Consider the following 16,789-nt stretch of genomic DNA (forward strand, 5'->3'; position numbering starts at 1 on the left):
CCGATATGGACCGTGGCCTGACAAGTGTTAATTTGCTTTCGGCAGCAACTCAAGGGTGGTTTCATTTGCACCCAATTTGACGACGTAGGCGCCACGCTGAACCGGGGCCGACGCCGCATAGGGCTTACCGTCCGCCGTTGTGGTCGTGACATTGACCCAGGCTTCCGGCGTATAGGTGTCCGCGGGCTCGAAGGTCAGCACCACCTTGCCCGTCTTCTGGTCGTAGCTCACGGCGGCGATCTTGCCTGCGTCGAGCGTCAGCCACAGACCCGCCGGCGCAATAAAGACGCGGGTGCGGGCACTGTCGCGGGGCGTCAGTGTGATAACGCCGCGCGACTGGCTGACATTGCCGCCGAATCCGGTCCAGCCGAAGGTCGAATGATCGACGAGATACGAGGCCGACGACACGGCGTGGCCGAAGAAGCTCATGCCGTAGTCGCCATTCATCCCGTCCCAGTGCATGGCGTCGGGGAAGGAATGGAAGGCGGCGGAACCGAAGCCTTCGCTATCGATATTGGTCAGCGATCCCATCAGGCCGCCATAGGCCGCGCGCAGGAGCTGGTAGTCCTTCGGATTGGCGCGGTAGGCATCGAACAGCGGCACCGCGTTCAGCGACGAGCCGTAGTGATGCAACTGACGTTCGATGCGCGATTGCTTGCCGGCATAGAGGAAGTCCCAGAAACGGCGGGCCGAGCCATTGTAGCCCCAATGCGGGATCGTCGGATCGTAGGCCAGGATGACTTCGCGGGTCGTGTCGGCGGCTTTTTCATCGCCGAAATAGCGCGACCACATATACACTTCGGCCTGACCGGTCGAATCCCACGGCATTTCCGAACCGAACGGATATTTCAGGGTCTTCCAGTGATCGGCGCGCCCTTTCATCATCGCTTCGATTTCGGTCGCCTCGGCCGTGAAGCCCTCGCGCTTCAGATCCTGAAGGATGTAGACGAAGACATCGCCTTCCATCTGGCCGAACTGGGTATAGTAAGGCGCCTTGGTCATCATCGCCTTGGTCGTCTCGGCGGCGCGTGTCAGGTAGGTCTGCCAGGTTTCCTTCTGGGTCAGGCCGCTGTGGTAGCGCCCGAGCCGGTAGAGCGTCCACCAGGCGGCCGCGACGTGCGGATAGTTATAGGAGCGGCCAAGATCGGCGGCGCCTTCGCGGTCCCAGGCCGACCATACCTTCCAGTTCAGCTTCGGATCATAAGTCCCTTCCGGCATGGAGGGATCGTAGAACATGACGCTCTTGCGCACGCCGTACTTGCCATCGCCGTCCGGGGTCTGTATCTGGCCCCACAGGGTGGTGTCGGCAAAGGTTTCGAACTTCGCCACTTCCGCCGGCACGGGGTTGTCGAGTTGCTTCATGATGGTGGCAAGCCACGATCCGGCCCCGCCCTCGTCGCTCAGGCCCGCCACCCAGACCCGGTTATCCTGAGTGATGATTTCGTTCTTATCGCGGTCGTAGCCCATGATGGATGGGCTGCGGTGGAATGGGTCGTTCAGGACGTCATACCATTGGCGGGTGGTCAGGAAATGGCCCATGTCGGCCACCACCTGCTGCTCCGGCTTGGTGACAAGATAATGGACGGTCTGCACCGTGCCGTCGGCATAGGTCAAGGTCAGGCGGGCGCGACCGGCGGTCTTTCCCTTTACCGCGTATCGCACCCAGCCTGCCTTGGCTTTTTCGGCCGCGCTGAGTTCCAGCGCGCCTTCGGGGTAAACCGTGGTCGATTTGACCGCCGAAGTGGAATGGATGAACAGAGACGCATCCATGTCGGTCGGCACCACATAGCCCGGCAGGCCAACCGCGACAGGGCGGCCATGCTGGATCAGGGTCGGCTCGATATCGCGGATCGACGGCGACAGCACGAAGCGCACGCCGATGGTGCGGCTCTCGCCGGCCTTCAACACCAGGGAGGTGGTCTCGTTCCATTGCTCGACACCCTTCCACTCGGTGTCGGCAAAGCCCTTCGATGCCACCATCCAGTCGTAGAAGCCTTCGAATGTCATATTGCGCTGCTCGGGGTCACTGTAGATCTTCAGCGACTTGTCGGCATTGCGTTCATTGAGGATCGGCTTGTACAGCTCGAACGGCGTGTTCTTTTCCGGCAGGACCAGCAGAGCCGGACCAGCGCCATTGAGGCGCGTGACCTGAAGGTAACCCGCATCGCGACCGACATAGGGGTCGTAGAAAGACGCGGTTTCGTGCGCGTCGTCGAGATGCCGTCCGGTGATGATATTGTCAAATACCATAGGCAGGCCCAGACCGCCGATTTCAATGGCCGTCTTGCCCGGATTTGAAATTGTGTAGCGCAGGACCAGCTTGCCATCCGCCACAGCCCAGGTGCGTGTCACCTTCAGCGGAAAGCCCGCACCAAGCGATGGCGTAAGGTCGGCGGACGCCAACGCGCCCTTGACCTTTAGCGCTGTAACGGGCGCGCGCTTGAACGCGGTCGAATAGTCCTGCCAGTCGGTCGCGCCGACAACGCGCAGGCGCAGGTCGATGTCGCCGATGCGATAGGCGCCGTCGCCGAGGCGCTGGGTGAAACGGTTCGACGGCGCGAAATCAAACCCGTCCTTCGCCGCCTTGGGCATCAACGACACCAGGGTCTGCGAGGTCTGTTGCAGGGAGATCAGGAAATCTGGGGTTTCGTAAACGGTAATCTGCGCGTCGGGTGAGTTCCAGGCGTGGACGCCCTGAGTCGATACCGGGGTTGGTGCCAAGGTTTCTGACTGCGCCGATCCGCTCCATGTGCCGCCAAGGCTCAGCGCCGCGGCCAGAACCAACACGGAGACAGAAGCGAGGCGAAACATCATCGGCAAGACCTTCAAAATGACAAAAGAGCGTCCGCCACGGGGAAGACTTCGCAGCGGACGCTTTCAAGTTGGGCACCGACATAGGCGGACGCCACGGGAGTGAGGCGTCGCATCGGTGAGGGTGATCCGGAACAACGGATCGGGAGGAAGACACCGTAAGCGGAACCGGTTGGGCGCAAGCCCGGAGAGACACTGACAACACAACCGGAACCGATACGCGGACGCGTCAAGGGCGCAACAAAGTTCGCGCAATTGACTGAGTAATGTAAAACACCTCCACGCCCATCCGTCAAATATAAATTATACGATTTGCCACCTAATCGTGACGACCAGCCTTTTTTCAAAGGCTTTACCTGTACTCTTTAGCGAGCGGTGACGGCGCTTGCCTCCCCCTCATTGAGCATTCCATTCAGGCGTCGCTTCCTTGCGCAGGTGACGGACGAAGAAGTCATATTGGCGACGCAGGCCATAGGTCACGTCGCCGGTGTTACGCAACGCCCCGTGGCCATCATTGGGCACCACGATCAGGTCAAACTCCTTGCGTGACTTGATCAGCGCATTGACGACCTGAAGCGTCGAGGCCGGATCGACATTCATATCCTGTTCGCCGACGACCAGCAGCACGTGGCCTTTCAGCCGCCACGCATTATCGACACCGGACGCCTTGGCGTAGCTGTCGTCAACCGGCCAGCCCATCCATTCTTCGTTCCAGCCGATCTTGTCCATGCGGTTGTCGAAACAGCCGGCATAGGCGACGGCAGCCTTGTAGAATTCAGGATGAAACTCAACGGCGCTCAAGGCATTCTGACCGCCGGCGGAGCCGCCATAGATGCCGACCTGACTTATGTCGTACCACGGATATTTCGCGGCCGCAGCCTGATGCCAGAGAATTCGGTCAGGGAAGCCAGCATCGCCGAGATTTTTCCAGGCCACGTCATGGAAAGCCTTCGACCGGTTCATCGTGCCCATGCCGTCGATCTGCACGACGATGAAGCCCATATTGGCCATGGCCTGCATGCCGATCACCTTGTCACCGCTGGAATGGGGGCCGAACGGCCAGAAGGTCTTGGGCACGAAGGAGCTGTGCGGTCCGGCATAGATGTTTTCGATGACCGGGTATTTTTTCGCCGGGTCGAAATTCTGCGGGCGGACAATGACGCCCCAGATGTCGGTCTTGCCGTCACGGCCCTTGGCGACGAAAACCTCCGGCGGCCGGAAACCGGCGGCCAGCAGCTTGGTAATGTCGCCGTGCTCGACCTCTGTCACCCGGGCGCCGCTGGCGGCGTGCAGTTCGGACACGTTGGGCAGATCGACCCGCGAATAGGTATCGACATAATAGGCCATGTCCGATGAGAAACTGACATCGTGATAGGCATCCACCGTGGTGAGGGGCGTCAAGTGGCTGCCATCAAAATCAACACGGTAAACATGCTGGAAATACGGGTCCTTGCCCGGATACATGCCGCCGGCGGCGAACCAGATCTGGCGCTTGTCGTCATCGACCTTCAGCACCTTGCGTACCACCCATTGCCCCTTGGTGATCTGGTTTTTCACCCGGCCCGTTTTCACGTCGTACAGATAGAGATGGTTCCAACCGTCGCGCTCCGACATCCAGATCAGTTCGCGCCCCTTGACGTCGTGGCTGTAGCGCCGCTCGACATTGACGAAGGTTTTGGCGCTGTCTTCGGCGACGACACGCGCCGATCCGGTTTTGGCATCGGCCTCGATCAGGCGGTAGAGCTGATGGCCGCGCTGGTCATACTCAAACGTCACCGCGCTGGAATCCGCCCGCCAGGTCAGGGACGACATGACATAGGGATTGGGAAACAGGTCGTATGGCACGGCAATCTGCGCCCGCGCCGCAATGTTGAACAGAACCGGCCGGTCGATATCAACCGCGTCACCTGGCTTTGGATAGAGCTGGACATCGACCTTCGGCTGAACCTGATCTTTCGGCGAGGAAATCACCCGCGTGACCTCGCGGCGGAATCCGGGGCGGACACGATAGGCGGCCAGCTTTTGCGAATCCGGCGACCAGGTGATCGAATCGGCGTCGTAAAACTCCCCTTCGGAACCATCGCTACTGAGCAGAACCACCTCACCGCCCGCTGCCGGACGCACCGCGATATTGAAATTCTGCACGAAGGCGACCCATTTGCCATCGGGCGAGGCAACCGGTTTGTTGGCCGCTGGAATTTTAAGGTCACGCACCACGTCGAAACCGCGCGGCTGGCGGCCGTCACCGTCCGGCTGGCGCGTACACACATAGTCGGTCAGGGTACAGGTCCACGACACCTCATCGATATAGGCGGTGAGCGCCTTGCCGCCGTCGATAACCTCCATGCGGCTGAAATTACGCAGGAACGGCAGGTGCAGACCATCCGAACCGTCAAGGCCCGCCGCAGTGAAGGCCTTGGCGAGGCGGTCGTGATCGAAGGCCGGGGTTTTCGCCTTGGTATCTGTGTCCATAATCACGAACTGGAAGCCGCCGGCCACGGTCTTGCGATAAACGAACCTGTGTGTGCCCTCGATCCATTGGGCTGGCTCGGCAATATTTTCGGTAAGGCCGGACCAAGCGTCGCGCAATCCAAGCGCCTGTTGATAGTCCGCGACCGTCGGCGCCGCCTGCGCCGGAAGGGTAGTGGCCAGAGAGGGGGCCAAGGTGAGGGCCAATATATAACCGGTGGCTGCAATTTTCGTTCGCATAAGGCCGCTCCTGCATTGTCAGGGCGGCATTTATGTATACTATATACTTTATGTCAACAAAGGAGCCTGCCATGCGCCGTCTGATGATCACCACTGTCCTCGCCGGTCTTATGGCTGCGGCCTCTGCGTTTGCCGATGCGCCAAAGGGCGCATGGGTGTTCGACAACTCGCCTGAATTTCCCGGCTTCACCCGGCTGATCATCGATGGCGACCATAGCCGGGTCACATCGAAATGGTACGGCGACCTGCCGCTCACCGATCTGAAACAGGATGGCGACACCCTGGTCTTCAAGCTCTATAATGGTAATCCGCGCGTTGCCATGACCGACATCATCGTCAAGCCGGATGGCGACAAGGTGCGCATGACCGGCAAGGTCTGGTATCAGGATTTCGATATGACGGCGCACAAGGGCGACACAGCCGAGGTCAAGGCGCTCGACTTTCCGGCCTATCCCCTGCCCGACCGTCGGGTCGTGACGCAGAAACCCCTGGCCGCCACCCCGCCCATGGGCTGGAGTTCATGGAACAAGTTCGCCACCAATATCAATGACAAGACCATCCGCGAGATCGCAGACGCCTTGGTGTCGTCTGGCCTGCGTGACGCCGGCTACATCTATGTCAATATCGACGATGGCTGGCAGGGGCAGCGCGACGCCAATGGCGCATTGCAGCCGAACGCCCATTTTCCCGATATGAAGGCCCTGGCGGATTACGTCCATGCGCGCGGCCTGAAGCTCGGCCTCTATTCGTCGCCGGGGCCAAAGACCTGCGCCGGTTATGAAGGCTCTTATGGCCATATCAAACAGGATGCCCAGACCTTCGCCGACTGGGGCGTCGACTATCTGAAATACGACCTATGCTCCGGAGAAGCCTTCTATCATACGCCCGAAACCGTCTACGCCACCTATCAGGAGATGGGCGAAGCCCTCAATGCCACCGGCCGCGACATCGTCTACAGCCTGTGTCAGTACGGCCGTTTCGACGTGGGCGCATGGGGACGCCAGGTCGGCGGTCATCTGTGGCGCACCACCGGCGATATCGAAGACAATTACGACACCATGGCGAAGATCGGCTTCGACAAGAACGGGGTGGCCAATCACACCGGTCCTAACGGCTGGAACGATCCGGACATGCTGGAAGTCGGCAATGGCGGCATGACCACGGATGAATACCGTACGCACATGTCGCTCTGGGCCTTGATGGCCGCACCCCTGGTGCTCGGCAACGATGTCCGCACCATGACCCCAGAAACCCTGGCCCTGCTGACCAACCGCGAGGTCATCGCTATCGATCAGGACCGCCTGGGCGCGCAGGGGCTCCCGGTCCAGAAGGACGGCACCACAGAAATCTGGACCAAAAAACTGTCCGACGGCACAATCGCGGTCGGTCTCTTTAATCGCGGCCTCAGCCAGGCAAGCGTGACAATACCGTGGGACAAAATAGGTCTCAAGCCGAAAGCGGTCCGCGATGTCTGGAATGCCAAGGAGATCACACCCGCCAATGCGCGAACCGTCACTCTGCCCGCGCACGGCGCCGTCCTGCTGAAGGTAAAACCCGCGCTATAAGGACCTATGCGTCAAAAGCTTCAGCTATGTCGCGTTGTGTCGGGTACCCGCTTCGTGGCCTTGTCTTTAGGCCATTGAGCAAGATCAACGCTACCGCCGTCCAACTCATTGGCCGGGCGCGGTATAGCGTCTACGTTTTCCGGCAAGGGATTAACCGGTGCGCCTTCATTAGTCTTTTTCACGGGACACCTGTAATCAGCGCGTCAGTTCAGCGACGCGTTTCGCGCCTGCATGAACGGTCTGCTTGGCGACGCGCGTCGCTTCGCGGCGGCGGCGATCGAGATCCTCCATATCGATACGCTTGAGCGCTTCGGAGAGACGATCGAGACGCAGTTGTGCCTTGAACCGCTCAAAACGGGTTTTCGGCTTGTTTTGCTGCGCACGCCAGTAGGCATAGCCGCCCGCTGCCGCAACAACGGCCAGACCACCGGCAGCTATGCCCGCGATCTTCCACCAATTCCGCTTAGGTGCGACTGAAGCAGTGTCCTGTTCAGCGTCCTGTTCGTAATCGGCGTGGCCATCCATATCCGTAACCTCTCCCGACTCGGGGAGTGCGGCGGCCAGACCGATATCCCGGGTCTCTGCCTCATTCGCTTCCGGCGTCTTGCCGGCCGTGACCGTGTCTAGGGTATCCATGTTCCGGCTCCTGAATAGTGCTATGTCCTGCACCGCAGCATAAGGGCGGAAAGGTAAGAAATATCGAGGGTCCGTTAAGCGGACGCATCAAAAAGCCATAAGATACCCGCCGGATCAGCCCGATCAGCCATGTATCCAGAAGGCATGTTCGGCAAACTGCGCGCCCAACCACCAATCCTTGCGTCCGGTGCCATAGGAAAAGTTCACTGCCCCAGCCTGACTTTGCAACGGATTGGTTACGTCACCCATCGCATTGCGCGTGGCCCGGTGGGGCTCGGTTTCCGGGACCACGGCAACGATATGGCCGGATTTGCCCTCTTCGGTCCGGCGGGCGACGATCAATCCGATCGCGCCCTGGTTCACTTCCGCTTGCAACTTCGTCACGGTGCCGGTCTGGCGCCAGCCGAAATCAGGGCCGAAGTCCCTTAGCCAGCGGAACAGGCCATTGGCGCGGATCTCGTCGATCGACGTGCCGTAAACAGGCGCCACCGCCTCCCCTTTGAAAAGCCGGACAATGGCCGCCTGGCTCCACCACACACGCGGCAGATAAACCCCGTTCAAGGTGCAAAAGTCATGCGCGTAGATATTGCAGAAGGTGCTGCTGGCAGTGGGCTGATAGCGTTTGTGGGCCGGAAGATCAGGCGCCAGCCAGGCTATGATACGGGCAATCGACGTCTTCAAAGCGTCCGGTGTATCGCCGCTCCGTTCCGGTTGTCCCGGTTCATTCAGCGAATAGGGCCCGGCGGCGTCAGTCCGTTTCGTGACCGTCCCGACCTTCCGCGGCATATAGACCGCCGGCAAGGGCGGCATGACCGACGACGGCGCCGCCTCGACGACCGGTATTGGCGTGGTTTCCGCGACGGGTTTCAGTAGCTCGGCATAGGCCCACCCGGTCAGCAGGGCGCCGTTCAGACTGGTTTGCACCTGCAAATAGCCGTTCTGCCGGGCCTCCCCGATCGCCCTGACAATTGTGCCGTCAGGCAGTAGACCGATGCGGTTCGTCTTTTTGCCCGGGGGCGACTTGACCGGTGCCGACCGCAGGATCAGCGGGTCCGATTGGGTATCGACCCTGTACCGCTTACCCGCCGCCGCAACAGGCGTCGGCGGCGTCACTATGGCCGGTTCCGTTGCAGGGCGCGGCGGTGTTGCGACATCGACGGAGACAGTGCCGGCCAGGCGCATGAAGGCAACCAGCGCCTCACCGTAATAGACCCCCGCCGCGTTCCGATAGCCTTGTTTCAAGCCCTTCTTTGGATCGTATCGGCCGGTATTGTAGACGATCGCCACCGACACCAGGTCCGCTTCCGACAGCTTACCGGTTCGCGGCAGATTGCGTTTTGCGACCGCATGATCGAGTTCCTCCAGGCACTTGCCCAGGCTGGCGCTAAACGTCTCATACTTGCGGTCAAGGAAGTAGACCGGATCGGATTTGAAAAACTGCAAATCGTACTGAAACACGCCAAAGCCGTGACAGAACTTATTCGGATTGCTGGCCGCGCCCTTATAGCTATCGATATAGGCCGACATATCCAGCAAGGCCTGACGGGCGATGCCGAACATCCGCGAACCGTCCTTTGCCGCCTCCAGCTCCGCCCGGTTGCGCGGAAAGGTGCTGCGCCCTTTGGTGTCATCCAGTGTATCGCCAACGCAGAGACGGAGGATTTCATCCGCGGCCAACCCTTTTTTGCGTAGAATCGGCCAGACCTCACCCGTTTCCTGGCAAGCAAGGGCGCAGAGGAAATTCACCGTGTAAGGCGTCGCCGCGAGGGCGGCAGCCAAGGTGGGTTCGAACTGGGTCTTGAACCAGGCAATATCGGTAGCATTCGGCATGGTGTCCCCCAAGGCCTGTAAGAAGTCATCGCACACGCATGGAAAGCTTTTACTGGCTGGACCGAGCTCTTTTCCGGTCGGCAACCCACGATAATATAACATTGATATTCTGCCAACGGGGGAATTTTACCGCGACGCAATCCCTGCCTGAACCCGGCAGACACGGTTAGGCATGAGGGCTCACAATTCAGCGGTTGATTTGATCGCCCGCTATAATAGGTATGACGTATTATATTTTTAGAACCCGCGGTTTCATCGGGTCGTACAGGATACAGGACAACGCCCATGCCCCCTATCGGACCCCGGCTGAACCGGCGGCACTTCCTCGCCGCCACAAGCGTGGCCGCAGCCGTTCCCGCCAATACCGCATTGGCCAGGAAGCCGACCACCCGATTCGCCGTGACGGACCTCAGGGCCGAGCAGACAGTGGAATTACTGGGCACTCAGGAACGGGCCCCGCGGCTGTCCTGGCGCCTGACCGGAGCGGATCGCGGCCTGATGCAAACCCACTACCGCCTGCGCGCCGCCTCCACTCCGGATACGGCTAGGGCCGACCTTTGGGATTCAGGCCTGATCGCCAGCGACGCCTGTTTCGATATTTCCTATGCCGGCAAGGCGCTTGCCGCCATGCAGCGCGTCTGGTGGTCGGTCGAGGTGACGGACAATCGCGGCCGGATCGCCTGGTCGGCCGCGACCTGGTTCGAGACCGGCCTGCTCACCCTTGACGACTGGAAGGCTCGGTGGATCGTCGCCGAAGACGGACTGGCCGAAGGCGACCGCGCCGCCGCCCTGAAATGGATCTGGTCGCAAACCGCGCTCGATGACCGGGTGCACGCCTTTCGTCTCGATTTCGACGCGCCGACATCCCTGGTATCGGCTGACGTTCTGATCGCCGGCAAGGATTGGATACGGGGGGTATGGGCCAATGGTGAAACCCTGCCCGTTCCTGACCAGCCCGTGCCCAACTGGGGTACGCTGGTCCCCGTCCCTGCGCATCTCAAACCCGGCCGCAACAGCGTCTGCGTTCTGGTGCAGGCTGAAACCACCGGCTTCTTTCCGGTTGATGGCGGGGCGTTCGCGGCTCTGATCCGGCTGCGCCTGTCCGATGGCACGATCAAGCGCCTGGTCAGCGACAGCCGCTGGAAGGTCAGGCCTGTACCGCCCGAAGACTGGACAGCCGCGACTTTCGATGCCGCCGGCTGGGCCAATGCGCAAAAATCGGGTTCGGACGCGCAAAACGATCCGCGCCCGGCCGAACCGGCCATGCAGCTACGCACCGCCTTCACGCCCAAGGGACAGGTGGTCAATGCCCGCCTCTATGCCACGGCGCTCGGCGCCTATGAGGCGCGCCTGAACGGCCAGCCGGTGTCGCCTGCCCGCCTCGCCCCGGAAATCAGCGTGGCGCGTGATCATATCTTCTATCAGACCTATGACGTCACGCGGCTGATCCGCAGTGGCGAAAACGCATTCGGCGTCTTGGTCGGTGACGGCTGGTACGCCAGCGCCTTTGGCTGGCGGCTGGAGCGCTACGGCTTCGGCCCCGCGCCGCGCCGCCTGCTGGCGCAGCTACGCCTGGACTATGCTGACGGCACTTCGGAATGGATCGTGACGGACGACACCTGGCGCATCGGCCAGTCCGCCATCGTCAGTTCGGAAATCTATAATGGTGAAGTGTTCAACGCCCGCCAGCAAACACCGGGATGGGACCTGTCCAGCTTCGGCGCGACACGCTGGCCCCGCGTCCGCCTGGGCGATGCGCCCAAGACCCGTATCCTGGCCCAGACCAGCCCCCACCTCGTCCCCATCGGCACGCGCCGCGCCGCGCGGATCACCCAACCGAAGCCGAGCGTATACGTCTTCGACTTCGGGCAAAATTTCGCCGGCTGGGCGCGCCTGAGAGCCCGCGGACAGGCCGGACAGACCATCACCCTGAAATTCGCCGAATATCTCAAGGCCGATGGCGAGGTCGATCAGGCCAATCTGCGTATGGCCAAATGCCAGGACCACTATACCCTGCGCGGTGACGCCGGGGGCGAAACCTACGAGCCGCACTTCACCTATCACGGCTTCCGCTATGTTCAGGTCGAAAACTATCCCGGAACACCGAAGGCGGCCGATATCGAAGGCATCGTCGTGTCGTCGGCATGCCGTGACACCGGCCGCATGACCTTCGACTCCGCGCTGGTCCAGCAGTTCTGGAACAACGCCGTTTGGAGCCAGCGCTCGAACTTCTTCGCCGTGCCGACCGACTGCCCTCAGCGCGATGAACGCATGGGCTGGATGGGCGATATCCAGGTCTTTCTGGACGCCGCCGCCTTCAACATGGAGGTCGATCCCTTCATCCGCCGCTTCCTGATCGAAGCCCGCGCCGCCCAGACGCTGGAAGGCGCCTATCCCATCGTCGTGCCCCAGCCGGAATCCTTCCCCAAAGTCACCACGGCGGGCTGGTCCGAAGCCGGCGTCATCCTGCCATGGACCCTTTGGAAACGCTATGGCGACACGGCGGTCATCGCCGAAAACTGGGACGCCATGACGGCGTGGATGACCTATCTTTTGACCCGCAATCCGGACCATGTCTGGCGCAAGGATCGCGGCCTCGATCTCGGCGACTGGCTGTCCGTCGATGCGGTGAAGCCGGACGACGAGACCACGCCGCGCATTCTGTGTGCCACCGCCTACTGGGCCTATTGCGCCGACCTGATGACCGACATGGCCCACGCCATCGGCCGCGACGACCTGGCCGGCCAATACCGCGACCTGCGCGGCCAGATCGGCCAGGCTTTCGCCCGGGAATTCATCGACGCACAGGGCAAATGCGGCAATGGCAGCCAGACCAGCCAGGTCCTCAGCCTCTATTTTAAACTGGTGCCTACCGACCGCATCGCCGGCGCGGCGCAGGTCCTGGCCGACGATATCCGCCGCCGCGGCATGAAGCTATCGACCGGCTTCCTAGGTACACCCTACCTGCTCGACGTGCTGGCCGATACCGGCCATTTCGATGCCGTATCGGGACTGCTGCTACAAACCGAAAAGCCGTCCTGGGGCTATATGCCACTCAAGGGCGCCACCACAATGTGGGAACGGTGGGACGGCGATACGGGCGACCTGGCGATGAACAGCTACAACCACTACGCCTACGGCGCGGTATGCGGTTTCATGTATCGCCGTCTGGCCGGACTGTCGCCCGCCGCGCCGGGCTTCCGCCGGTTGCATGCCGAGCCTGTCTACCTGCCGAAAGCCGGATCGGTCGGTGCCACCTACGACTCCTGCCTCGGTCGGTTCGCCGGCAAATGCGAAGGCGACGCCGGTGGCCTGACCCGCTATGACCTCACCGTTCCCCCCAATGCGGTAGCCGAGGTTATATTGCCCGATGGGCCATGGCGCGAAGGGAACACGCCCGTTGACCGCCATACCGATATTCGCGGCGTGACCCGCGCCGCCGGACAGGTACGTTTCGAGGTCGGGTCCGGCCAATATGTGTTCCGCCGATAAAGAGGAAAGATAAAAATGCCCATCAATCCCCGCCTCTATCTGGCCCACCTCTATCTGGCATCGCTCGGCGCCGGACTGGCCCTGCCGGTCCATGCCCAGACCAAATGGGAGCATCCTTCCCGTGAAATCCATGTCTCGCCCAAGGGGGACGACGCCAATGACGGCACCGCCGCCAAACCGTTCCGGTCCCTGACGCGAGCCCAGGCGGCCGTACGGCTGGCCAATACGGCGGGAGACGTGACGGTCGTTCTGGCCGACGGCACCTATCCCTTGACCGCGCCCCTGGTCTTCACGCGCGCCGACGGCGGGCAGAAGGGGTTCAAGGTCACCTGGAAAAACGCGCCAAACGCCCGCCCTGTCTTGTCGGGCGGGGTCGAGGTCAAGGGCTGGAAACTGTTCGACGCGGCGCGGCAAATCTATGTCGCCGACGTGCCCAGGGGCACGGACACGCGTCAGCTTTGGGTCAATGACCGCCTGGCGCAACGCGCCCAGATGGAGATTTCGCGCGATGCCGTGACCTTCACCGAAACCGGCATGACGCTCAAGGACACCTCCCTGGCCTGGCTGGCCAAGCTGCCGGACCAGCGCCGCATCGAAGTCGAAAGCCAGGGCTTTTTCACCGCCCGCTTTTCGCCGGTCGAAACGATCACCGGCAATACCCTCACCATGCAGCAGCCGGCCTGGTCGAACAATATCTGGGGCTATGACAGCATCCCCTACCCCTTCCACCCGGAGTGGTCGCACCTGCTTCTGCAAAACAGCCTGGCCTTCCTCACCCAGCCCAACCAGTGGTACATCGATCCCGCCGCCGGAAAGCTCTATTACCGTCCGGCCCAGGACGTGGAGATGAAAACCGCGCGCGTGGTCCTGCCGCGGCTCGAGGTCCTGATCAGCGCCGCCGGCACGCCCGATGCGCCCCTGTCCGACCTGACCCTGTCAGGCCTGCAATTTTCCTATACGTCATGGATGGGCCCGTCTTCGCCTGAAGGGTTCGCCAGCCAGCAAAGCGGCTCCTTCCTGACCGGCAAGGCAGCCGCCTTTCCGAAGGACGTCCTGACCGTCTGCAAGACCGGCTGCCCGGAATTCGAAACCGTGCGCAACACCTGGCACCAGACACCGGCCGCCGTGCAATTCGCCGCCGCCGAACACATCGTGCTGGACGGCAATGTCTTCGCTCACCTGGGTCAGTATGCGCTCGGCATTGGCAATGACGCCAATGCCAATCTGTCGGGCCAGGGCCTGGCCACCGCCGACATCGTGGTGTCACGCAATGTTTTCACCGACCTGGCCGGCGGCGCCATTTCCTCCGGCGGCGTGCTGCCTGACGCGCACCACCCGTCCGATCCGAAACTGACCAACCGCCAGCTCATTGTTGAAAACAACCTGATCCAGAACATCAGTCAGGATTACAAGGACAATTCGGCTATCCTCAGCACCTATGTCTGGAACGTGGTCGTCCTGCATAACGACATCAGCGACGCGCCCTATGACGCCATAGATGTCGGCTATGGCTGGGGCTATGTCGATGCCGGTGGCAACCCCAACTACCGCACGCGCCAGCGCGGGTACGGCACCGTGGCTGCCGGTGGTGGCGGCAATCCCGTCTACGATACGCCGACGACGCACAAGGATGTCTTCGTCGGCTTCAACCGCGTCTACAAGGTCAAGCAATTGTTCAAGGACGGCGGCGCGATATACAATCTTGGCGCCTGCCCGGACTGCGTATTCGCCGAAAACCATGTCTTCGATATCGGCGACCGCATTGCCCTGTATTTCGATGAAGGCTCGCGCGGCATACTGGCGCGCAACAATGTCATCGAAGACGCCAGCCAGTGGCTCAACATCAATACGGCGCGCTCCGCCCTGCCTCTGCGCACCTCGACCAACAACACCGCGCGCGGCAACTGGCATAACACCACCACGACCGGCGGCATCTGGTCGGCCTATCAGGAAGACCTGATCGTCGACGATCATCTGCTCACCGATGGCAAATGGCCCGACGGCGCGCGTCAGGTCATGGCCAATGCCGGCATCATGCCAGAAGCCGGGCCGGTCGAGTTCGGCGAGGTGAAGCCCCGACCCAAGCCCGCCGACCTGCCCAAGCCGGACGGATCGCCGGTCGCCGAAAAGATAAGGAAACCGTCGTGATCCGCCGCTCCCTGCTTGCCGGTGCCGCGTCCCTGATAGCCCTCCCCGCCCGGGCTGCAAACGGCCTGTTCGATGTGCGCGACTTCGGTGCGCGCGGTGACGGTGTCACCGTCGACAGCCCCGCCATCAACCGCGCCGTCGCGGCCGCCGTCAAGGCCGGTGGCGGCACGGTCCTGCTTCCCGCCGGACGCTATCTCAGTTTTTCGATCCGCCTGTTCGACAACATCACCCTGCTGCTGGCCGAAGGCTGCGTGCTGGAAGCCGCCGATCCGGTCATCCACACGGGCGGCTATGACCTCGCCGAAGCCGATCTGCCCGAACAGTTTCAGGATTTCGGTATCACGCAGTTCCATTGCAGCCTGATCTATGCCGATGGCGCCGATCATGTCTCCGTCATCGGGCGCGGCCTGATCCACGGCAAAGGACTGGTGCGCGATGACCCCGGCGCGCGCTGGCACGGCGTCACTGGTTGGACCGCGCCCCGCTCGGCCGATCCGAAGGAAATCGCCATGCAGGGCAAGGGCATTCGCGCCCTAGGCCTGAAAAACTGCCGCAATGTGCTCGTCCGCGACATCACCATTTTGCAGGGCGGTCATTTTGCCTGTCATCTCCTGGGATGCAGCAATGCGACCATCGACACCATCCTTGTCGATACGGACCGCGACGGCATAGATATCGATTGCTGTCGCGACGTTCAGGTCCTCAATTGCCGCGTCAATGCGCCGAAGGACGACGCCATCGTCGTCAAATCGAGCTACGCCCTGGGCCGCAAGATCGTTTCCGAAAACATCAGCATCACTCAGTGCCGGACCTCCGGTTTCGTCATGGGCTCGGTCCTCGACGGCACCTACCGCCTGTCCGACTACCGCTCGGTTGACGATATCGGCGTGCTGGGGCGCATCAAGCTCGGCACCGAAAGCAATGGCGGTTTCCGCAACATCCGCATCAGCGACTGCGATTGCGAAAACACGCGCGGCATTCTGGTCGGTGTCGTAGATGGCGGCGTGCTCGAAGACGTGCTGATTTCAAACATAGCCCTGCGTAACCCGGTCAATCATCCTCTCTTCGTGCGTCAGGCCGCCCGCCTGCGCGCGCCCGAAGGCACAAGCGTCGGCGCCTGCCGCCGCGTGCGGTTTGACTCCATTCAGGTGTCCGGCGCCGATGGCCGCTATCCCTGCGGCGTTCAGGGCATACCCGACGCACCGGTCATGGATGTCAGCTTTCGCGACGTCCACGTCGTCAGTTCTGGCGGCGGCACGGCGGAAGACGCGGCGCGGACACCGAAGGAAAAACGGGAATCAAGCCTGGAGGTCAGCTTTATGGGCACCTTGCCCGCCTATGGGCTCTATGCTCGCAATGTGCGCGGCCTCGCTCTTACGGGCTGCACCTTTGAAGTTGAAAAGCCGGATGCCAGACCGGCCATCGTGCTCGATGACGTAAAAGGCGGCGTCATCAATGGCTTTGCACCCAACACCGTCATTCAAAAGAACGGTTCCAACGTCACCACTCCCTCCTGAAACGCTTGTGACAACAGCGGGAGAAACGGTCATCCTTGAGTCGAGTGCTAGCCGGCTAGCGACGCGGGTACATTTGGTACC

8 protein-coding genes are annotated in these 16,789 nt (G+C 61.6%); 4 read left to right on the plus strand and 4 right to left on the minus strand.

Translation table 11 applies throughout. The annotated features are described in order from the left end of the window. Nucleotides 1-27: 27 nt before the first annotated feature. The gene (locus tag RCJ00_RS05900) at nt 28-2,814 is read right to left on the minus strand and encodes a DUF5695 domain-containing protein (RefSeq protein WP_316220842.1); all 2,787 of its coding nucleotides are present in this window, start codon (nt 2,812-2,814) and stop codon (nt 28-30) included. A gap of 393 nt (nt 2,815-3,207) precedes the next feature. Next, complete coding sequence (locus RCJ00_RS05905) at nt 3,208-5,520, minus strand: S9 family peptidase (protein ID WP_316220843.1); 2,313 nt, start codon at nt 5,518-5,520, stop codon at nt 3,208-3,210. A 71-nt stretch (nt 5,521-5,591) separates the two neighbouring features. Between RCJ00_RS05905 and RCJ00_RS05910 the strand changes: the two genes are divergently transcribed. Continuing rightward, the gene (locus tag RCJ00_RS05910) at nt 5,592-7,085 is read left to right on the plus strand and encodes a glycoside hydrolase family 27 protein (RefSeq protein WP_316220845.1); all 1,494 of its coding nucleotides are present in this window, start codon (nt 5,592-5,594) and stop codon (nt 7,083-7,085) included. A gap of 195 nt (nt 7,086-7,280) precedes the next feature. On the opposite strand, the gene RCJ00_RS05915 is transcribed toward RCJ00_RS05910, so the two are convergent. Continuing rightward, nucleotides 7,281-7,721, minus strand: coding sequence for a hypothetical protein (locus tag RCJ00_RS05915; RefSeq protein WP_316220846.1), 441 nt, complete (start codon nt 7,719-7,721; stop codon nt 7,281-7,283). 123 nt (nt 7,722-7,844) lie between these two features. Next, on the minus strand, nt 7,845-9,551 hold the full coding sequence (locus RCJ00_RS05920) for an SH3 domain-containing protein (protein WP_316220847.1): 1,707 nt from the start codon (nt 9,549-9,551) through the stop codon (nt 7,845-7,847). 285 nt (nt 9,552-9,836) lie between these two features. On the opposite strand from RCJ00_RS05920, the gene RCJ00_RS05925 reads away from it, so the two are divergent. From RCJ00_RS05925 to RCJ00_RS05935, 3 genes are read left to right on the plus strand one after another with little or no spacing between them, the layout of a single operon-like run. Further along, nucleotides 9,837-13,043: a family 78 glycoside hydrolase catalytic domain gene (locus RCJ00_RS05925; RefSeq protein ID WP_316220848.1), complete on the plus strand. Its 3,207-nt coding sequence runs from the start codon at nt 9,837-9,839 to the stop codon at nt 13,041-13,043. Nucleotides 13,044-13,058: 15 nt separating this feature from the next. After that, complete coding sequence (locus RCJ00_RS05930; RefSeq protein WP_316220849.1) at nt 13,059-15,191, plus strand: right-handed parallel beta-helix repeat-containing protein; 2,133 nt, start codon at nt 13,059-13,061, stop codon at nt 15,189-15,191. Then, complete coding sequence (locus RCJ00_RS05935; RefSeq protein WP_316220850.1) at nt 15,188-16,708, plus strand: rhamnogalacturonidase; 1,521 nt, start codon at nt 15,188-15,190, stop codon at nt 16,706-16,708. Before RCJ00_RS05930 ends, RCJ00_RS05935 begins: the two co-directional genes overlap by 4 nt. Nucleotides 16,709-16,789 lie beyond the last annotated feature (81 nt).

The organism is Asticcacaulis aquihabitans (genome assembly GCF_032490435.1).
Classification (GTDB): domain Bacteria; phylum Pseudomonadota; class Alphaproteobacteria; order Caulobacterales; family Caulobacteraceae; genus Asticcacaulis.